Genomic DNA, 20,321 nt, shown 5'->3' with positions numbered 1-20,321 from the left:
CGCCACCGAAGTGGAGCTACAACGCTGCCACGCGCTACTGTTGGCTGGAAGGTAAAAGGTCGATCTTGGGAAAATCAGGGCTGGGAATCCCTTTCCATCATAACTCAAACTTGTCACCTACTATTTGGAGTGGTGCAGTATTTGCAAGTGCAGCGTTATGTTTGAGTCGCCCGTATTAAGTTGCTATATTGCTCTCTATACTCCTCTCTTATGAATAAATCCGAGCAGGGAGCTCCACGATGTCGCTATCGCACGGGACGCACTGCTTCCTCGACTGATCCGGGACAGCTGCGATCATGAGTGCGGTTTCACGCCTAGTCAAAAATTCATCAGAAATGATCACGAGAAGCTAGTGATCGGAGCAAAGGCGGAGGATACTTTACAGCCTCTAGCTCCATCATCGATTGCGCTCCGACGTGCAACAACGGAGACGGCCATGCGAGTGGTTATATTTGCGCCATCTAATGTCCACTCACTCGAACTGGCGGGGCTGATGGATGTGTTCGCTGAAGCGAATTCACATGTAACGCGTGAGTTCTATGAGATGAGAATTGTTGCCGTCGATAGCCAACCGATCATCTGCGCGTCTGGCCTCAGGGTCATGCCGAACTCGGCGTACTCCGCGGTCGAGAGTGGTCCGGATACACTTCTCGTGGCTGGTAGTGTCGGAGTTCCCACCCCACCCGGGGCTGAAGTTGTCAATTGGCTGGCCCGACTAGCGCCGCAAACCCGGCGCTACGGCTCAGTCTGCACGGGAGCTTTCCTGCTTGGGGACGCTGGTTTACTCGCCGGGCGTCGCGTGGCCACCCACTGGCAATTCGCGCCGCTGCTTGCCGAACGTTTCCCCGACGCTCGGGTGGACGGCGACCGCATTTTCACTCGCGACGGTCCCATGGTCACGTCTGCGGGCTCAAGCGCTGCTATCGACCTTGGCCTGTCGCTCGTCGAAGAGGACCTCGGCCGGGAGGTGTCTCTCTATGTCGCCCGACGCTTGGTCGTGTTCCTGAAAAGGCCGGGCGATCAATCCCAATTCAGTGTACATCTGGCGGCGCAAGCCGCGGAACGTAGCCGCCTCTACGATGTTCAACGCTATATCTTGAATCATCCGGGTGCGGATTTGTCAGTCAAAGCCTTGGCAAAGATCGCAGCCATGAGCCCACGCAACTTCGCGCGGGTTTTCAAGCAGGAAGTGGGCATTTCTCCCTCCGAATACGTCGACCGCACGCGCATCGATGTCGGACGCAATCTCCTGGAAGGAAGCCGATTGCCAATTGAGACGGTCGCGGCGAAGTGCGGATTCGGATCAGCGCGCGCGATGCGCCGGGCCTTTCTCGTTCACCTGGGAACGACTCCTTTGGACTACAGGAATCGTTTTCAGACGTCCGGAGACGGGACGAGGTCAAATTTGGCCGAAATCGGCTGAAGTTTGTCCCAGAACCGCGGTTGCGGTGGATTGCTCCGAGTTCGCGATTGCGCCGATACATGACCATGAGCAAGTTCTCGGACCTCGTCGCGCCAGAGGAGATCGGCGCCATGCCGGCTCCAGCAGGAGAAAGCGCCGAGGTACAGTCAACAGCGGCTTTCCAACGAATACTACCGAAGCTGGTGCAGGAACTGACCGATGGCATCGCCATTGCCCGCATCACTGCGGGAAATGGGCCACTCCTTTTCGTCAATAACGCTTTCGAGAAGATGACGGGTTACTCCCGAGAAGAGGCACTTGGGAAGGACTGTCGATATCTGCAGGGCAATGAGCGCGACCAGCCGGAGGTTGCCCACATTGCCTGGGCCATCAAGGCGAGCGAGCCGGCAGACGTCACCTTGCGCAATTATCGAAAGGACGGCTCTGCGTTTTGGAACAGCCTCAGGCTGCGGCCCTTCAAAATCGGCACGGAAACCTTTTATCTCGGGATCCTTCGCGACGTATCGGCGATCCGACAAACCGAGATCGAGTTGGATCGTGCTGCAAACCTCGACATCGCGACGGGGTGTCTCAATCGGCAGTCGTTCATGATTGCCGCTGAGGCTTTTCTCGCCTCTCACGCCAAGCGGGTCCTGGTTCTCAAACTGGATGTGATCGGTTTTCACGACATCAATACCGGTTACGGGTATGAGGTGGGCGACGCTCTCCTGCTGGAAACCGGGCGCCGGTTGCGGGCCGCCGGGGCAGCTCTTGTCGCGCGTATCGGAGCAAACGAGTTCGCTCTTGCATTCGACCTTCCGGACGAAGCGAGCGTACAACCGATCGTCACACGCGTTTCAGCAGCACTCTCCCCGGATTTTGTCGTTCCCGGCGCCAACGTTTCGATGCGCTTTGCCATCGGCTATGCAGCGAGCGATGCCGGCTCCGGTGCGATCTCGCCGATCCGGAATGCCGGCGCAGCGTTGCGCGCCGCGAAATCCGACCCGCTCAGTGGACCCCGACGGTTTCAACGCGTGGATGACGAGGAGGCCCGCCATCGTGTGCGAATGACGCGAGAGCTTAGGGTAGCGATCACAAACGACGAGTTTGTCCATTACTTCCAGCCGCAGATTGATCTCGTGACTGGCGAGTGCGTGGGCGCCGAGGCGCTGATACGCTGGAACCACCCTTTGTTCGGGATCCAGCCTCCAGGTCGTTTTATAGAGGCGGCGGAGCGGACAGGGCTGTTGCTCGATCTGGGTGAGCGTGGACTTGCTGCAATTGCCAGCTTTGCCCGGCGCATGAACGTCCGGGGTGAGACGCCCCTTCGGTTCTCGGTCAACGTCTCCGCTTCGGAGTTCCTGCACCGCGACATGTCCGAGATGGTCGATCGAGTCCTTCGACAGGCCAGCGCCGATCCCGTCTGGCTTACTCTGGAAATAACCGAAAGCATGTTCTTGAATGACACGCCCGGTGTGGTTGAGGCGTTTCGCCGGCTGAGGGACATCGGCGTGGGTCTGTCTGTCGATGACTTCGGGACAGGTTATTCAAGTCTCAGTTCACTGGAGCGATTTCCTGTGACCGAGATCAAGATTGATCGGAGTTTCGTCAGTGAACTCGCGGTAAGTCCCTCAAAGATGGTCATCGTTCGGGCCGTTATCGATCTGGGGCGCGCCCTTGGCCTCGCCGTCGTCGCAGAAGGAGTGGAAACGGAAGGCCAGCGGAAGTTGCTGGCCGACATGGGCTGTCCGATCGGCCAAGGCTATCTGTTCGGTCGGCCTACGGACGGCGAGACCTTTGCGGCTGTGTGCCGTGAAACGCGGCGGGGCACTGTGCGGGTTGAGCGAAAGACCGAATGCGGAGATCCGTGAACCACGACCATGACCGGGCACCATACGCTTGCGTCAAAGCAACGCCGCGCACAGGGCTCACCCGGTCGGAGAGTAGGTGGGCCGGCATCCGAGCAATGGTGGAAATTGGGTCACGCTGGATGCCTGATGGATCGAGATGACAAATTTCGTCCAGCAAAGACAAGCTTAAGCGTTACTCAGCCGTGTTTTTTATTGATCGCGGCCCGCTTTCATGTTCATCGGCAGAAGCACTCAAGCAGACAAACAACAGATTATCAATGAAAGGAGCCGCTGATCGGAGCGGGCCATATCATGGAAAGCTACGATCCAATCAAAGGGAACGCTTCTCCCGAGGGAATGCAGGCGCTAGTAGGTTCAGCGAATTGCTCGGAAGGCGGTTCCTTCATCGCGTTGGTGGGGAACTGGGAGTGGGATTTCGCATCGGGCGATGTGACCTGGTCGGATGGGGTTTTCAGGCTGCTGGGCCTCGAACCCCGCGAAATGCCAGCCAATCTCGACTCCTTTATGCGTTGGGTTCATCCGGAAGACGTGATGCGGGTTCGAGCCAGGACGGACGAAGCTGCATCGTGCGGCGAGTCTCTCGACTTCGAGTTTAGAGTCATACGCGCCGACAAGATGATCCGGTGGATCGCTAGTAAGGGCGAGATCTTCCGCGATGGCGCTGGCAAGCCGGCCTGGGCCGCAGGAACTCTGTTCGATGTCACGGGGATCCGGGAGGCTCAGCGGGAACTTGAGGCGCGTGAGGAGCGCTACCGAGCGCTTGCGACGCTGAACACCGTCGGGGAATGGCGTGCCACCCCGGGCGGCGAGCAGATCGAGTGCCGGTTCTGGTCAGCATTCACTGGGCAAGACCAGGAACAACTTCGAGACCATGGCTGGCTCTCAGCCGTTCATCCTGACGACGTGGAGTGGATCAAGGGGATCTATTTCGATGCCCTTGAACTTGGGACGAGCGCCGTCTGGAGCTTTCGGGTCCGCCACCACTCTGGGCATTTTAGGCGGTGCCAATCAAAGATGTTGCCCCTTAAGGATGAGCAGAGCAATATTCGTGAGTGGATTGGAACGATTGAAGACATTCACGAACGCCGGGAAGCCGAGGAACAGGCTCGAACTGAGGGAGTACGCAGCAGGCTTGCGCTCGAGGCTGCGCGGATGGTCACATGGGATTATGATTTACAAACACGGAAAGTCATCAGATCTGATAACAGTATGCAGATTATTGGGATAGGCTCGGGAGATCTGTCCGAAACTGAGAACTATATACACCCAGATGACCGGCAACGGGTCATGTACGCCTTGGGTTGGACCGAAGATACAGGAGAGCCGTTTGACGTAGCCTATCGTCTGAAGAGTCAGGCTCTCCGGACACGCTGGGTCCGCGCCCGTGGCAAGCTTCTGCACGATCCGCAGAATGGAACTCGCCGCATTGTGGGAATTACTTTCGACATCACGACCCAGAAGGAAGCCGAAGCAGACCACGCTCGCGCCCGGGATCAGCTCGTCATCGTCGCAGCAAGGCTTGCTGCACTTTCGACGTTGGCCGGGGAACTTGTCTGGATTGCAAGCCCGGAAGGGATGCTCGAAGAGAGTTGCGGCTGGCACGAGTTCACAGGCCAGTCACCACTGGAGATGAAGGGGTGGGGCTGGCTGAAAGCTCTACATCCTGCTGACCGTGAGCGGATTCGCGAGGCAGTGCTCACCCAACCCGGCGCCAAGCGGACCGAGGGAGATTATCGCCTGCGGACGCGGACCGGCGAATATGTGTGGGTCCACTCCCGCGGCGTTGCAGTTGCCTCCAGCGACGGCAGAATTGTTGAATGGATCGGAGTGGTCGAGCGTCGGTCCCTCGGTCCGGTGTCGTGCGAGGATGACGTGAAGCGGCCTGGCCGATGCGATGATAGCCGATCGACCGGAGAGCTGGACAGGCAGGTCGTCGGAGGGGCGCAGATCCGTGCAGCACGAGGTCTCGTGAACTGGTCGGTGCGTGAATTGTCGGACGCATCCGGCGTGTCGGCGTCTACGATCCGGCGGATCGAGTTGGAGGTTGGCTATCCCGAGAACCGCGACCACGGCAAGCTGTGCATGCTTCGCAGCGCGCTGGAGGGTGCCGGGGTCGTTTTCCTCTGCTCGGCAGATGGACGCGGCGGGGTAAAGCTCGCTCCGGTTTGATCCGACTTTCCGCGACGACACCTGGCCAAAAAAGCGCCGCTTTCGGACGCGGGCGGAGCAGCCTCTTCATCCTTGCGGGGCCCATAGGGCGATCTGTCCCGTCGTTGCACGTGAGCAAATTTTCTCCACCGCCTCGATGGCCGCTACTCGCTCCATACAAAAAATGCGCACCAAGCATGAGCGATACTGTGCCACTTAGGTGTTATGGCGATGGTTTAATACTGTAGAAACTAGCGTGCTCACAGTATATGCCCATCGCATTTGGCGGGAGTGAGTGCAGATGATCAAAGCGTTCGGAATGTTCTTGGCAGATGACACGGGTGCGACGGCGATAGAGTACGGACTTATTGCTGCTCTGATGGCGATCGGCCTTATCGGTGCCGCCCAAAATTTCAAAGGTGCTCTCTCTAATATCTTCGACAGTGTAGGAGTAGAGCTCGGCAACACATCAGCTGCAGCAGCAGAATAGCACTATGAACCACAGAGCCTTGATACGAGCTCCTGCGGACGTCCGGCACCATACCCCCATCATTCGGGCGCAAGACCGAGCGAGGACGAGGCAATGTCAATGAAGCGCCTATTCTCATGGTGCGGTGCCTGTGGCGAGGACGTTCTCGATGAGGTCGAACGCCTAGGGATCGAGAGGAAAATCGAAGATGCTTTCCGTTCTCTGGTTGCGGCCGGCTACGATCCCAAGGACTGCGAATGCCTGATCATGGACATGGTCGCGAGCATCGGTGCTGCCGCTCGAACCAAGATGTCCGCCGAGCGATCCGGTCTGGGCCGCTAATCTCACTGGCGTGATAGAGGGCGCTTTCCAGAAGTGAAGGTTGCCCGGCTTCGTGACCAGCAGTGACCGCCATGCCTTCTGCTCACCTAGGAGAAGCTATGTCGCCGTCTGCCGAGAGCTTGAATTGCCTGGTTGTGGACGATGATCCAAGCGTGTGTGAATTCCTGTCGGCGGCCATCCAAAAAATGGGGTGGATTACGCACTGCGCCTCGTCCCGCTTAACTGCACGCGGTGCTGTAGTGGATATCAGGCCTGACCTCGTCCTCCTCGATCTCGGCCTTGGTTCGACTGATGCGATCGAGGTGATGTCTGATCTGACTGACATGCGGTTCGCGGGGGGGATCGTTCTCATCAGCGGGCGAGGTCACGACGTTCTGGACCAGGTGGCTCGCGTCGGAAAGAAAATGGGGCTGCAACTGAGGTCGCCCCTGCCTAAACCATTCGGTTTGGAACAACTCAGGCACGCCTTGCTGGGCGAAGAGGCGGCGATAGGTTCACGCAATCGACTGACCGTACGTGACGCGCTGAGAAACGGGCAACTTGAGCTTTCGTACCAACCGCGCATTGATCTCGCTTCCCGAGCGATCGTTTCGTTTGAAGCTATTCCTAAGGTAAGGCATCCCCGGATCGGATTGATCGACGCTCAAAAGCTTTTGACGAAGGTGTCCAGGGACGACCTCTGGGCAATCGCCACGTTCTCCGTTACGAGCGTTCTTGAGGACTGGCTCACGATTTCGAACGTGTGCAACGTTCCTTTCGCACTCACTATGCCGGCCTGCCTCCTTTCCGGTCCAGAAATGGTGGACTTTGTGCGCGGCCGCTTGCCGGCTGCCAACACATGGCCGGGAATGACGTTTTTGATCCCTGGAGATGAGTTGCTCGAAACAGTACTGGCCAGCCGTGAATCTACGCTGAGGCTGCAACTCTATGGCGTTGACATCGGGATTGATGAGTTCGGACTCAGGCCGAGCTCGCTTGCGATACCAGACACTCTGATCTGCTCGGAGGCCGTGCTCGCCACGACAATTGTGAACGGCGCGGCGAGTGAAGGTGTTCGCGCCGGGCTCTGCAAGACGGCGCTGGATCGTGCTCGTGCGTGTGGCGCTCGGGTGATAGCCAAGGGCCTCGTGCACGCCGAAGACATCAGTGTCGTTCGTATCCTTGGCGCCGAGATTGGTCAGGGACCGGCGCTGTCCGATTCCTTCGCTGTGGCCGAACTGATGGCCCGCCTTGGTCAACCGGTACCCAGCTGAGCCGCTCAGGCTTCGCGAGTGTCGCGCAAGCTACCCAGTTTGTCCTGACCGGTGCTGAAGGTCACAGCGCGCTTCCCGTCAAGGCGGCTTGGGCTAAACCGTTCGAGCAGCACGCAATTGTCCTTAGGGATAGTCCGGAGTTTCGGTGCGGCGATCTAGGCTCACTGTCGCAAGTCCTACTCTGTCCTGGGAGTCGCGACATGGACGGGCGCCGCATCGAGCAAGGTTGTAATTGGTCGAGTGCCAACTCCAAGTGGATGCCGAGCAGACTTGGAAAAAGCTCGTACGAAAGTGGCCTGCCGGCTGCTGCAGCACGACCGATCATCTTCGTTCCTGCCGGGACCACGATCTACCGTGAAGGGGATCCCTGCCGTGCAATCTTCCAAGTCGCACATGGTCTTGCGCGAACAGTGAAGCAGACAAGCGAAGGCCGCCGGCTCGTGCAGTCGTTCTGTGTGCCGGGGGACATCTTCGGGATGAGCTGCACACGCTCCTACATGTCGACGAGCGAGGCGGTGTCGGACCTGCACTTGACGAAGATCGATCCCGTTCAGCTCGAGTCATGGCTTGAAGACGACAGAGCGTTCGCCAGCCAACTATGGGTTTGGTTATTCAGAAACAGCGATCGGGTCGAGCAACTCCGGCAGCTGGCGCGTGCCAAGTCGGTTCAAAAGCTGTCGTACTTCATACTCGATATGGCTGATCGCATGTCAGCAAAGACGCGCGTGGAACTTCAGATGTCACGCTATGACATCGGAGATTACCTGGGGATTTCGAGCGAGACGGTCAGTCGAGCTTTCACCCTCCTCCGTCTTCGCGGAACAATCCATATTGACGGTCACACTATACACATCGTGAAAATGCCGGAACTGCAGCAGTTGGCAACCTCTTGCCTCACTCTTCAAGAGCAAGGGTAAGCCGATGGCAGAGGAACTTCCCCAAATCGCGGTGCCAAGCCCGACTGAAGATGAGCGCGTGCGCATCAGGGAAGCCGTCGGCGTCGTCCGAAGCCGCGAGATACTCGACACGGTCGTCAGGCGTCTGGAGGCAGCAGGCTTTGACCGGGCCGATATCGACCTGATGGGATCTCCCGACACTGTCCGCCGCCACACGCGAGGAGTCTTGATGGACCCGCTAAGTGCCGCCGAGATGCCGGAGGTTCCGCGGCGGCCCGTCTTGACGAGCGATGATGATGAAGCCGTATCCGTTCTCGTGTTCGGCACCTTGCTGGCCATCGGAACCATTGGAGCGGCCATGCCGATCATCGCTACCGGCGGGGCCATAGCTGCCGCTTTGGCCGCCGCGGCGGGCGGAGGTGCCGTCGCGGCGGGGCTGGCCGAAGTCATCCGCCGTCGGATCCTGCCGCGGAGCGCGGTCGATCTGGAAGACGAGATGCGCCAGGGCGGCCTGGTGATCATGGTGCGTATCCGCCGCCTTGACCGGGAAGCCGTCGCGATGACTGCACTGACAGACGGGGGCGCGGATCACGTGCATGTTCATGAAGTCGAAGTATCACGTAGTCCTCAGGACGTTCCGTTTGCAGGTATTCGGCTGGATCCATGGCTGAGCGACGAAAAAATTGGAGGCTGATGCTATTTTTGCTGTCTTGGAATTTCATGACTAAGATGGAGGCACTATGATGAAGACACAGCTTAACGTCGATAACGTCTGCGTAAGAAGCAAGGAAGCTCTTGACGAGCTGCTGCGCGGTCTGGCGACGCGAGGCTATCTCACGCAGTCAGATCTTGAATGTTCTTCCAAAAGCGGCTCTCGCAGCACGACGGAAATGACCGTCCCAATCCGCTACTCTTTATTCAACCGACGGAGGATAAGGTGAGCAGCATCAATCTTGACCATCCGAGCGGTTTTGCCCTTTCCAATGGCTGGACTGCCGACCTTGCGCGAAACTGGTGGGTCGTCGCCCTGCGTGGGGTGTTCGGCGTCGTCGTTGGCATGATCGCGTTCTTCCTGCCCGGCGCCACGATGCTGTCGCTCGTCCTCGTGTTCGCTGCCTACATGATCGTTGACGGTGTCTCAGCGGTCATATCGTCGGTCAGGTCTGCCCGCCGCCACAGGCGCTGGGGTTGGCTCGCAGTGCAGGGCCTGTTCGGGATTGTGGTCGGCCTAACCGCCGCGCTTGTGCCGGCACTGACGGTCGTCGCCTTCGTCTTTCTCGTGGCGGGATGGGCGCTTGTCTCGGGGGCCCTTCAGATCGCCTCTGCGGCCAGCCTGCGGGCGGGGTCTGGGCGTTGGTGGCTCCTGCTCGGGGGGATGGTCTCGATCCTCTACGGTGCGCTCCTGATCGTTGCACCGCTCGTTGGAGCGCTGGTCCTGACCTGGTGGTTTGGCGCCTATGCGTTCGTCTTCGGCATCCTCCTGATCATTGCCGCCCTCAAGCTCCGCAGGAGCCATGCGACTGACGCGGCCAGCACAAACGCCTGACAGGCCGACGCAAGCAGGCTCGTTGCCTGATTGCGAAAGGTTCGCAAGTACAGAAAGCACGGCTCAAGCCGCACCGCGGGTGGTTGTCAGACGCGCAAGCCGGGTCGGAGATCGACGCCCAAGCGTCAAACATCCCGATCCGGTCTGTTCGGAACGCATGCCTCTACTGCGAAAGGCCTTCGGTGGTCTCCCGGGGTCCAGACCGCCTCCAGGGCTTTTCACTGACAGCCGTCAGGGCGAGACGGCTTTTCGCATCCCATGCTGGGACCGTTGAAAAACAAATGCAGACCGCGCTGTCCGACGCGGCGCAAGGAGCCAGCAATGAGCGGAATCCTTTCTCCCGGGACCAAGGCGCCTGACTTCACGCTCAAGGTCACTCCCGACCAGGACCTCACGCTCAGCGATCTTCAAGGAAAACCGATCGTCCTGGCGTTCTACCCGGCTGACTGGAGTCCTGTCTGCGGCGATCAAATGGCCCTCTACAATCAGATCCTGCCCGAATTCCGAAAGTTTGAAGCCGAACTGCTTGGAATTTCCGTCGATGGCGTCTGGTGCCACCAGGCCTTCGCACACGAACGCAACCTGCACTTCCCGCTTCTCGCCGACTTTCATCCCAAGGGCTCGGTCGCCCGGCTTTACGGCGCGTATCGTGACCATGACGGGGTCTGCGAACGGGCTCTGTTCGTCATCGATTCCCAAGGCTTGGTTGCGTGGAGCTACTGCTCGCCGATTGCCGTCAACCCCGGCGCGGACGGCATTCTGGACGCCCTCGAAGGGCTGCCACAGCCGGGCCACTCACAGCGGAATCTACACAATGACACACCTGCGACAGCCAGTCGGGCCCACTGACCACGTCAGCGGTAAGCCCGGAGCCCCTGTGACGGTGGTCGAATACGGCGACTACCAGTGTCCGCATTGCGCGATGGCCCATCCAGTGGTCGCCAGTATCCGGCAGCAGATGGGAAGCTCCCTCTGCTTTGCCTTCCGGCATTTCCCCTTGACGGAGGTCCATCCGCTGGCGGAGCCGGCCGCCGAAAGCGCCGAGTTCGCGGGCGACCACGGACACTTCTGGGAAATGCACGACGGGCTTTTCCAGAACCAGATCCGGCTGGGTCTCCCGCTGATGCTGGCCTTGGCCAAGTCGCTCCGCCTCCCCGTCACCGAACTCCAGGAGGCACTCGCCATTGGGAAGTATCGAACGAAAATACAGTCCGACTTTATTGGCGGGGTCAGGAGTGGCGTGAATGGCACGCCGAGCTTTTTTATCAATGGGGCGCGCCACAATGGATCTTACGTGTACGAAGATCTAATGTCGTCGATACAAAGTGTAACGCCAATGGTGAACAAGTATTAAAACTCTAAATACCGACGAGCGTCAGCGTCGATATTTCTTGTTCAAAGTATATTTTGCAAGTTACCGGGTCTGATATTTTCTGCCCTGAACCGAGGAGAAGAACCATGGTCAATTTCACTCGACGACGCTGTATCGGACCAGGATTGGCGCTTGGCGCGGCGTTCGTCGTCATGGTGTCCCTGATTAAGCCGATACCAGCAGTGTCGCAGGTCGTCCAGCTTGTGAAAGTCGATGTCTCTGCAGTCGCGAAAGGGTTCCGGGCGAAGAAGATGCTCGGCACCAAAGTCATGAGCGAAAAAAGGGAAAGCATCGGCGCTCTCGACGACCTCATCATCGACGAAAACAGGAAGATCTTCGCCGTTCTGGAGGTCGGCGGGTTCCTGGGTCTCGGGGGGCACTTGGTTGCCGTGCCCTACGAGTCGCTGAAGATCAGCGACGACGGCAAGACGATCGAGCTTCCGGGCGCCACGCGCGACGCACTCACGGCGCTCGCGGAATTCCACTACAGCAGCTGACGGAGAACGGTCATGAGGACGGATGCCGACATCGAACGGGACGTGAAGGACGAGCTCAGGTGGAATCCGGATCTCGACGCGACGGACATCGCCGTGACGGCCCACAACGGGGTTGTGACCCTGGCCGGGTTCGTCAAGAGCTATCTCGACAAGTATGAGGCCGAGAAGGCCGCAAAGCGGGTGGCCGGGGTTGTGGCGGTCGCCAACGACCTCGAGGTCAGGCTGCCGAACATCGATCAGCGCCCCGACCCGGATATCGCCAGCGACATTGTCGCGGCCCTGAAGACCGAGCTTCCGCTCACCTGGGACAAGATCAAGGTGACGGTGAAGTCCGGGTGGGTGACCCTGGAAGGCGAGGTCGACTGGAACTATCGCCGCACGGCTGCGGAATCGGCGGCGAGGCGCGTGAAGGGCGTGAAGGGGATCACCAACTCCATTTCCGTGAAGCCGTCAGCCGCGCCGTCCGAGATCAAGCAGAAGATCATGGATGCGTTCAAGCGAAACGCGGAAGTCGATGCCAACCGCATCACTGTCGAGACGCATGGGAACGAGGTCGTGCTCAAGGGCACCGTCAGGTCGTGGATCGAGCGTGAGGAGGCCGAGCGCGTGGCGTGGTCGGCACCGGGCGTCAGTAAGGTCGATGACCGGATCGTGGTCAGCCCTTGAGTAGCCGATAGCGCTGCCGGATTGGCGCTATCGTTTCGCCCCGGGTCAGCCCTCCCATGACCCGGGGCACCTTTCTCTGCGGCTCCCGGCCGCTGATGGAGACGTCCCATGGCAAAGGCGATCGGAATTGATCTGGGCACCACGAATTCATGCGTCGCCGTCATGGAAAGCGGAGCTCCCAAAGTCATCGAGAATGCCGAAGGCAACAGGACCACGCCCTCCATGGTCGCATTCACCGAGAGGGGAGAGGTCCTGGTCGGCCAGCCAGCCAAGCGGCAGAGCATCACCAATCCCGAGAACACGATCTTCGCCATCAAGCGCCTGATCGGCAGACGCTATGACGATCCGACCACCCAGAAGGACAAGGGGATGGTCCCCTACAAGATCGTTCCAGGCGACAACGGCGATGCTTGGGTGGAGGTCAGGGGTAAGAAGTATAGCCCGAGCCAAATCAGCGCGTACATTCTGCAGAAAATGAAGGAGACCGCCGAAGCCTATCTCGGCTCACCCGTGACAGACGCCGTCGTAACCGTCCCGGCCTATTTCAATGACGCTCAACGGCAGGCCACGAAAGACGCCGGGCGCATCGCCGGCCTCAATGTGCTTCGCATCATCAACGAACCGACGGCGGCCGCGCTTGCTTATGGACTCGAGAAGCAGGGCCAGGGAACGATCACGGTGTACGACCTGGGCGGCGGCACGTTCGACGTATCGGTGCTCGAGGTGGGCGAGGGAGTGTTCGAGGTCCGTTCGACCAATGGCGACACGTTCCTGGGCGGGGAGGATTTCGACAAGCGGATCGTCGACTACCTCGCAGACGAGTTCCGCAAGGAGAACGGCATCGACCTGCGCAAGGATCGGCTCGCCCTGCAGCGCCTGAAGGACGCCGCGGAAAGGGCGAAGATCGAGCTGTCCAGCGCGACCCAGACCGAGGTGAACCTGCCCTTCATCACGGCCGACCAGGACGGCCCGAAGCACCTCACCGTAACGCTGAGCCGTGCGAAGCTCGAGGCGCTCGTGGACGACCTGATCCAGAGGACGATCGACCCCTGCAATGCAGCCCTCAAGGACGCGGGCCTGAAGGCCTCAGACATCAGGGAGGTCGTGCTCGTCGGCGGACAGACCCGCATGCCGAAGGTGCAGGATACCGTCCAGTCGCTGTTCGGCCGGGAGCCCCACAAGGGCGTTAACCCCGACGAGGTGGTCGCCATCGGCGCCGCGATCCAGGCGGGAGTGCTCCAGGGAGACGTCAAGGATGTCCTGCTGCTCGACGTGACTCCGCTCTCGCTCGGCATCGAGACTCTCGGTGGCGTCATGACCAAGCTCATTGAGCGCAACACCACGATCCCGACGAAGAAGAGCCAGACCTTCTCGACCGCGGAGGACAACCAGACCGCAGTCACGGTTCGCGTGTTCCAGGGCGAGCGCGAAATGGCCGCCGACAACAAGCTGCTCGGCCAGTTCGACCTCGTCGGCATCCCGCCCGCACCGCGGGGGCAGCCCCAGATCGAGGTCGCTTTCGACATCGACGCCAACGGCATCGTCAACGTGTCGGCAAAGGACAAGGCGAGCGGCAAGGAGCAGACCGTTCGCATCCAGGCGTCGGGGGGGCTCACGGAAGCAGACATCCAGCGTCTCGTCCAGGACGCGGCCGCCCATGCCGCGGACGACCACCGGCGCAGGGAACTCGCGGATGCACGAAACCAGGCCGATGCCGCCGTCTATTCGGCCGAGAAGGAGCTGAGCGAAGGGGCGGACCGGATCCCCGGCCAGGTCCGGGCCGATGTCGAGCGCGCCATATCCGAGGTGAGGCAAGCGATCGCGGGAGACAATGTCGAGGCCATCCGCAGCGCCGCACAGCGCCTGATACAGGCCGCATTGCAGATCTCGGTCGCTGCCGCCGGCGGCGGGTCCGGCTCGTCCGCGGCGGCGTCGGCCTCGTCCTCAGGCGAAGACGTGGTCGACGCGGAATTCGAAGAGGTCGACGGCGCGAGCCGCAACGCCGGAAGGAGCTGACGCGGAACCTGGGGCACGGGGCGAGAAGACGAGGGCGGATCCATGCAGATCGACATGTATACCGACCGCCTCAAGCAACTGGTCCAGGCCGCACAGGATCTGGCCCTGCGCAGCGGGCACCAGCAGTTCACACCGCTGCACCTGCTGAAAGCCCTGCTGGACGACGGCCAGGGCCTCGCCACCCACCTGATCGAGTCGAGCGGCGGGCGCGTGGACGCTGTCGCTGCGGCAGTGGAGCGGGCCTTGGCCAGATTGCCCAGCATCCAGGGGGATGCCGCAGGGCAGATCCACCTCACGGCCGACGCGAGCCGCGTCTTCGACGACGCCGAGCAGATGGCCAAGCGGCAGGGCGATGCCTTCGTCACCGTCGAGACGCTGCTGCTGGCGTTGGCCTCTTCGCCGGGTGAGGCCGGAAACGCGCTTCGGCAGGCGGGAGTGATGCCGGAAGACCTGCGCCGCTCCATCGAGGATCTCCGGAAGGGTCGGAAGGCCGACAGCCCATCCGCCGAGGAGAACTACCAGGCGCTGGAGAAATACACGCGCGACTTCACCCGGGAGGCCCAGGCAGGCAAGCTCGATCCTGTGATCGGTCGCGACGAGGAGATCCGCCGCACCATCCAGGTGCTGTCGCGACGGACCAAGAACAATCCAGTCCTGATCGGGGAGCCGGGCGTGGGCAAGACTGCCATTGCGGAAGGCCTGGCTCAGCGCATCATCAATGGCGACGTCCCCGAGGCACTGAAGGACCGGCGCCTGCTGGCGCTTGATCTCGGAGCGCTGCTCGCCGGCGCGAAGTATCGCGGCGAGTTCGAGGAACGCCTCAAGGCGGTGCTTCAGGACCTGCAGGCAGCCGGCGACGTGGTCCTTTTCATCGACGAGCTCCATACCCTCGTCGGGGCCGGCAAGGCCGAGGGGGCCATGGATGCCTCCAACATGCTGAAGCCGGCCCTCGCGCGTGGCGAACTGCACTGCGTCGGCGCGACCACACTCGACGAATACCGCAAGCATATCGAGAAGGATGCCGCCCTGGCCCGCCGCTTCCAGCCTGTCTTCGTGGGTGAGCCTTCGGTCGAGGAGACGATTTCGATCCTCCGAGGATTGAAGGAGAAATACGAGGTGCACCACGGCGTCCGCATCACGGACAGCGCGATCACGGCGGCGGCCACCATGTCCCACCGCTACATCACGGACCGCTTTCTTCCCGACAAGGCGATCGATCTGATCGACGAGGCCGCAAGCCGGCTCCGCATGCAGGTGGACTCGAAGCCGGAAGCCATCGACCATATCGACCGGCGCATCATTCAGCTCAAGATCGAGCGCGAAGCCCTCAACCGGGAGTCGGATCCCGGCGCGAAGGAGCGCCTGCGCGTGGTCGAGCACGAGCTCGCGCAGCTCGAACAGGAATCGGCGGAACTCACGGCGCGCTGGCGCGCCGAGAAGGAGCGCCTGGGCGCTATCCAGCGCCTTCAGGAGCAACTCGACCAGGCGCGGATGGAGCTCGAGGCGGTGCAGCGGCGCGGCGATCTCGCCCGGGCAGGCGAACTTCTCTATTCGGTCATCCCGAAACTGGAGCGTCAGATTGCCGAGGCATCGTCCGATGCCGCGAACCAGATGCTGAAGCAGGAGGTCACGGCGGACGAGATCGCAGCCGTCGTCTCCAAGTGGACCGGCATTCCAGTGGAGCGGATGCTGGAAGGCGAGCGCGAGAAGCTGGTCCACATGGAGGAGAAGCTGCGAGAACGCGTCGTCGGCCAGGACCAGGCCTTGCAAGTGGTCGCGGATGCCATCCGCCGGGCCCGTGCGGGCCTGCAGGATCCGAGGCGGCCGATCGGGTCCTTTCTCTTCCTGGGGCCGACGGGCGTCGGGAAGACCGAGCTCTGCAAGGCCGTCGCCGAGTTCCTGTTCGACGACGAGCAGGCCATGACCCGCATCGACATGTCCGAATTCATGGAGAAGCATTCGGTCGCGCGCCTCATCGGCGCCCCTCCCGGCTATGTCGGCTATGAGGAAGGCGGAAGCCTGACGGAAGCGGTGCGGCGGCGGCCCTACCAGGTGATCCTGTTGGACGAGGTCGAGAAGGCCCACGCCGACGTGTTCAACGTCATGCTGCAGGTGCTCGACGACGGGCGGCTCACCGATGGCCAGGGTCGCACCGTGGACTTCCGCAACACGATCATCGTCATGACCTCCAATCTCGGCGCCGAGTTCCTGGCCGCTTTGCCGGAAGGCCAGCCGGTCGAGAACGTGCGCGGCAAGGTCATGGACGTGGTCCGCCTGACTTTCCGGCCCGAGTTCCTGAACCGGCTCGACGAGATCGTGCTGTTCAATCGTCTCGGACGGCAGGACATGCGGCGCATCATCGACATCCAGCTCGCAGACCTGCAGCGTCGGCTTTCCGAACGGAAGATCACGCTCCAGGTCGACGGCACGGCACGGACCTGGCTGGCGAATACAGGATACGACCCGATCTACGGCGCAAGGCCGCTTCGCCGCGTCATCCAGCGGGAGCTGCAAAACCCGTTGGCCTCGATGCTGCTGTCCGGTTCGGTGAAGGACGGCGACGTCGTCGAGGTCTTCGTCAAGGACGGACGTCTTGGGCTTCGCACGGCACTGCTCGCGCACGCGGCATGACAGCGAACATCGTGAAGGAGGAAGCCATGGCGGCTGGTCCGGCTCATCGAGACGACCAGAAGACAGCCGATCCGAACGAAGCCGAGGGCCCGGGGCCCGCGGGGCTGTTGGACGAGGCTGCTGCACGGAACGACCAGCTTTTGCGCGCGCTCGCGGAGTCGGAAAACGCGCGTCGCAGGGCAGAACGCGCCGGCGAGGACGCGCGCAAATTCGCAGTGTCGGAGTTCTCGCGCGAATTGCTCACGGTGGTCGACAATCTCACCCGCGCAATCCGCGCTGCCGAGGAAGCCGGGGTTGCCACCGGTCTCGAGGGTGGCTCCTTGCTGGACGGCGTGCGCGCGACCTTCCGGCACATGGAAGGCGTTCTGGGACGGTTCGGAATCCACCGGCTCGAGACGAAGGGCGTCTCCTTCGACCCTGAGCGGCACGAGGCCATCGCGCATCTTGACCGCCCGGACCTGCAACCCGGGCAGATTGTGGATGTTCTCGAGGAGGGATACACGATCCACGATCGGCTCCTGCGGCCCGCGCGCGTCTCGGTTGCTGGCGGCTGACGGCCGCCGTTGGCGGGCAAGGGCCCGGATCTCGACCAGACTGTCCCCCAACCTTTCGAAACCGATGGGGAGAGGCCCTTGAGCCGTGACCCGTACGAGATCCTGGGCCTGAAGAAGGACGCGTCGGAAGCCGAGATCCGCAAGGCCTACAGGCGGCTGGCCAAGAGCAAGCATCCCGACCTCAATCCCGGCAACAAGCGCGCCGAGAACGACTTCAAGGAGCTGTCGGCGGCCTATGACCTTCTGAACGACCCCGAGAAGCGGGCGAGCTACGACCGCGGCGAAATCGACGCGTCGGGGCAGCCGCGGGCACGGCAGCGATACTATAGCGACTATGCGCAATCCGGCGAGCGGAACCCTTATGGCGGCGAAGATGCTTTCGCGGATTTCGCCGACGACGACCTGTTCAGCATGTTCGGCATGGGCCGTGGCGCCGGGGGACGGATGCGCGGCGGGGATGTGCGCTACCGTTTGCCCATCGACTTCCTGGACGCCGTCAACGGAGCCACGCGCCAGGTCAGGTTGTCCGATGGGCGCACTCTCGACGTTTCGATTCCGCCCGGTATCGAGGACGGCCAGGTGCTGCGCCTCCGGGGAAAAGGCGAGCCCGGTCGCGGTGGGGCTCCGCCGGGCGATGTGCTCATCGAAGTGGAGGTTCGGCCACATCCGCTCTTCCGGCGTGACGGCGACGACATTCGGCTGGAGCAGCCACTGCCTGTGAAGACAGCAGTGCTCGGCGGCAGCGTGGTCGTGCCGACACCGACCGGGCCGGTCACCATGAAGGTTCCCCGATGGACGAACGGCGGCAAGGTGATGCGGCTCAAGGGCAAGGGAGTTCGCCGGCCCGATGGAAGACGCGGCGACGAATACGTGACCTTCATGATCATGCTGCCGTCCGACCCCGACCCGGCGCTGGAGGACTTCGTCAAGGGCTGGGAGCCGTCGAGCCAAGCCCATGAGACCTCACGGAGGAGGTAGGCCATGAACCGGTTCAACCTTGGAAGGCTCGCCGTGGTTCCGGCGGAAGAACTCGACGTCTGGATCGGCGAGGGTTGGCTGCTTCCGACGTTTTCGGCGGGGCGGGAGACGTTCGAGGAAATCGATCTCGCAAGGGCGCAGCTGATCCTGGACCTTCGTTGCGATCTGGGGGTCAACGACGAGGCCGTGCCGATCATCCTCAGTCTCGTCGACCAGGTCTGCGCCTTGAGAACTCTGCTGCAGCCGTTCCTGAGAGAAACCGGCGCGGCGATGCGATCGACTGACGGGCCTCAGGGCCAGCCGGGGTTGGGTGAGCTAGTCTTCGTCATGCGGCAAGGGAGATCTCCGATGAGTGCCAGCACGCTGTCCAAGTCCGAATGGTCCGGCTTCTTCGAGAATCTCTCGCGCACGCTGCAGGGCAAGCAGGCGGAAATCGAGGTCCTCTCCCTCAAACTCGGAGACGAGATCGAAGCGGAATGGCTTCCGCTCCTGGGCATTACTTATGACCCTCACAACGACCTCGTTGAGGTGGCGCTCCAGGACGTGGACCACATGATCCGAACGCCGAGGGATATCTACGTTGATGTCGGGCCTGTCGGTGTGCTGACGATCGAGGTGACATCGGCTGACGATACGCGAGAGATCATCAGGTTCCGCGATCCGTTGATGCTGCCGGCGCCACATTAGGAGCTGCCCTCGCTTCGGAAACTCTTCCGAAGTCTGTGCGCTCGGCCAAGGCCTCGTGCCTCCGGGCAACTCCGTCTCGTCCAGGCACTCGGGCCAAACTCGGCTCGGAGAAGGCGGCGCGACGGTGCCCGAACATGTCGAGCGCCGATTTCCGGCGACCTCTATCTCTGCTTAACGGCCAGCGCCCCGGTCTATCGCCCTGCTGTCGAGGCCTGTGCGGCCAAACGGGTGCGGCGCCGCGTCATCCAGCGAATGAAGACAGGACCTGGAAGCGCATAGTAGAACAGGAGCAGGAAATAGACCGACATTCCCAGATAGGGGCTGACGAAGACAAGCAGGAATGCTGCCCCATAGAACAAGGGCACGAACAACCAGTGCAGGCCGAGGGCAGCGATCTGATGCTTGTCGGTGTGCGGCTGGATGAGGCCATGCTTGTCTGCGTGCCTCCAGATGAGAACGAAGAAGACCCCTGCGATGCCCAGCACAGCACTATAAGTGAACGCCGCTACGCGCAGGTCAGAAAGACTCGATCTCGCATACTCCGACAGAATTGCCGTCGTAAACGGCAGCACCGCGATGCACATCAGAAGGAGCAGGTTCAAGACAAGAAGAACATGATCGCTCCTGCGGATGTGATGGAACATCGTGTGATGATTTGCCCATACCACGCCGACCTGTAGAAAACTCGCCAGGTATGCAAGGTAAATGGGCCACTGTTCGGCAAGCGCGGTGAGGAGGGGCTGCCCATGCAACATCGCCTCGCGCGGAACTCGCAGGTCCAGGACAAGCAGAGTCGCGATAATTGAAAACACGCCGTCGCTGAACGCTTCGATGCGTGCGGGTGAGGGTTCTTCGGAGGGTGACGCAACCCCGCTCCATTTGGTCCTTTCGGAAACGAGCACGGGCGTGGTCATGAGGTCCTAACCCCGCAAATCGAACGAAGGCACCATTGGTAACCTAAGGCATTCCGGCGGTCTCTGATGGCCGTCAGGC

Annotated in this window: 19 protein-coding genes; 18 read left to right on the top strand and 1 reads right to left on the bottom strand. The window is 61.3% G+C overall.

The features are described from left to right. Positions 1–436 precede the first annotated feature (436 nt). The 18 genes from AC5JCN_RS04545 to AC5JCN_RS04460 all read left to right on the top strand — a co-directional run bounded on the left by AC5JCN_RS04545 (position 437) and on the right by AC5JCN_RS04460 (position 19,328). On the top strand, positions 437–1,423 hold the full coding sequence (locus AC5JCN_RS04545) for a GlxA family transcriptional regulator (protein ID WP_495753839.1): 987 nt from the start codon (positions 437–439) through the stop codon (positions 1,421–1,423). A gap of 65 nt (positions 1,424–1,488) precedes the next feature. Then, positions 1,489–3,273 carry a putative bifunctional diguanylate cyclase/phosphodiesterase gene (locus tag AC5JCN_RS04540; RefSeq protein ID WP_495753838.1) on the top strand — a complete coding sequence of 595 codons (1,785 nt, stop codon included), beginning with the start codon at positions 1,489–1,491 and terminating at the stop codon, positions 3,271–3,273. 291 nt (positions 3,274–3,564) lie between these two features. Continuing rightward, positions 3,565–5,442 carry a PAS domain-containing protein gene (locus AC5JCN_RS04535; RefSeq protein ID WP_495753837.1) on the top strand — a complete coding sequence of 626 codons (1,878 nt, stop codon included), beginning with the start codon at positions 3,565–3,567 and terminating at the stop codon, positions 5,440–5,442. A gap of 280 nt (positions 5,443–5,722) precedes the next feature. Continuing rightward, positions 5,723–5,911 (top strand): Flp family type IVb pilin, encoded by a 189-nt coding sequence (locus AC5JCN_RS04530; protein WP_495753836.1) that lies wholly within the window; start codon positions 5,723–5,725, stop codon positions 5,909–5,911. Positions 5,912–6,010: 99 nt separating this feature from the next. Continuing rightward, complete coding sequence (locus tag AC5JCN_RS04525) at positions 6,011–6,232, top strand: hypothetical protein (RefSeq protein ID WP_495753835.1); 222 nt, start codon at positions 6,011–6,013, stop codon at positions 6,230–6,232. Positions 6,233–6,330: 98 nt separating this feature from the next. Then, positions 6,331–7,485, top strand: a complete 1,155-nt coding sequence (locus tag AC5JCN_RS04520; protein ID WP_495753834.1) for an EAL domain-containing protein — start codon at positions 6,331–6,333, stop codon at positions 7,483–7,485. Between the two features lie 200 nt (positions 7,486–7,685). Beyond that, positions 7,686–8,402: a Crp/Fnr family transcriptional regulator gene (locus AC5JCN_RS04515; protein WP_495753833.1), complete on the top strand. Its 717-nt coding sequence runs from the start codon at positions 7,686–7,688 to the stop codon at positions 8,400–8,402. Positions 8,403–8,406: 4 nt separating this feature from the next. Next, the gene (locus AC5JCN_RS04510) at positions 8,407–9,075 is read left to right on the top strand and encodes a hypothetical protein (protein ID WP_495753832.1); all 669 of its coding nucleotides are present in this window, start codon (positions 8,407–8,409) and stop codon (positions 9,073–9,075) included. A 243-nt stretch (positions 9,076–9,318) separates the two neighbouring features. Next, positions 9,319–9,927 (top strand): HdeD family acid-resistance protein, encoded by a 609-nt coding sequence (locus tag AC5JCN_RS04505; protein ID WP_495753831.1) that lies wholly within the window; start codon positions 9,319–9,321, stop codon positions 9,925–9,927. Positions 9,928–10,248: 321 nt separating this feature from the next. Then, the gene (locus AC5JCN_RS04500; protein WP_495753830.1) at positions 10,249–10,776 is read left to right on the top strand and encodes a redoxin domain-containing protein; all 528 of its coding nucleotides are present in this window, start codon (positions 10,249–10,251) and stop codon (positions 10,774–10,776) included. Positions 10,777–10,804: 28 nt separating this feature from the next. Continuing rightward, positions 10,805–11,281: a DsbA family protein gene (locus AC5JCN_RS04495; protein WP_495753829.1), complete on the top strand. Its 477-nt coding sequence runs from the start codon at positions 10,805–10,807 to the stop codon at positions 11,279–11,281. Positions 11,282–11,385: 104 nt separating this feature from the next. Further along, positions 11,386–11,796, top strand: coding sequence for a PRC-barrel domain-containing protein (locus AC5JCN_RS04490; protein WP_495753828.1), 411 nt, complete (start codon positions 11,386–11,388; stop codon positions 11,794–11,796). A gap of 12 nt (positions 11,797–11,808) precedes the next feature. Next, positions 11,809–12,462, top strand: coding sequence for a BON domain-containing protein (locus AC5JCN_RS04485; RefSeq protein ID WP_495753827.1), 654 nt, complete (start codon positions 11,809–11,811; stop codon positions 12,460–12,462). 108 nt (positions 12,463–12,570) lie between these two features. Next, positions 12,571–14,478: a molecular chaperone DnaK gene (gene dnaK / locus AC5JCN_RS04480; protein ID WP_495753826.1), complete on the top strand. Its 1,908-nt coding sequence runs from the start codon at positions 12,571–12,573 to the stop codon at positions 14,476–14,478. A 42-nt stretch (positions 14,479–14,520) separates the two neighbouring features. Then, positions 14,521–17,109, top strand: coding sequence for an ATP-dependent chaperone ClpB (gene clpB, locus AC5JCN_RS04475; protein ID WP_495753825.1), 2,589 nt, complete (start codon positions 14,521–14,523; stop codon positions 17,107–17,109). A gap of 26 nt (positions 17,110–17,135) precedes the next feature. Further along, entirely contained in the window at positions 17,136–17,663 is a 528-nt protein-coding gene (locus AC5JCN_RS04470) for a nucleotide exchange factor GrpE (protein ID WP_495753824.1), read from the top strand. Positions 17,664–17,741: 78 nt separating this feature from the next. Then, positions 17,742–18,641 (top strand): DnaJ C-terminal domain-containing protein, encoded by a 900-nt coding sequence (locus AC5JCN_RS04465; protein ID WP_495753823.1) that lies wholly within the window; start codon positions 17,742–17,744, stop codon positions 18,639–18,641. A gap of 3 nt (positions 18,642–18,644) precedes the next feature. Next, positions 18,645–19,328, top strand: coding sequence for a DUF5335 family protein (locus AC5JCN_RS04460; RefSeq protein ID WP_495753822.1), 684 nt, complete (start codon positions 18,645–18,647; stop codon positions 19,326–19,328). Positions 19,329–19,519: 191 nt separating this feature from the next. Here the strand turns inward: AC5JCN_RS04460 and AC5JCN_RS04455 are convergent, their stop codons facing one another. Then, complete coding sequence (locus tag AC5JCN_RS04455; protein WP_495753821.1) at positions 19,520–20,242, bottom strand: TMEM175 family protein; 723 nt, start codon at positions 20,240–20,242, stop codon at positions 19,520–19,522. Positions 20,243–20,321 lie beyond the last annotated feature (79 nt).

Source organism: Alsobacter sp. (assembly GCF_059501845.1).
Note: the sequence above shows the minus strand (reverse complement) of the source record. Positions and strands in the feature narration are given on the sequence as shown.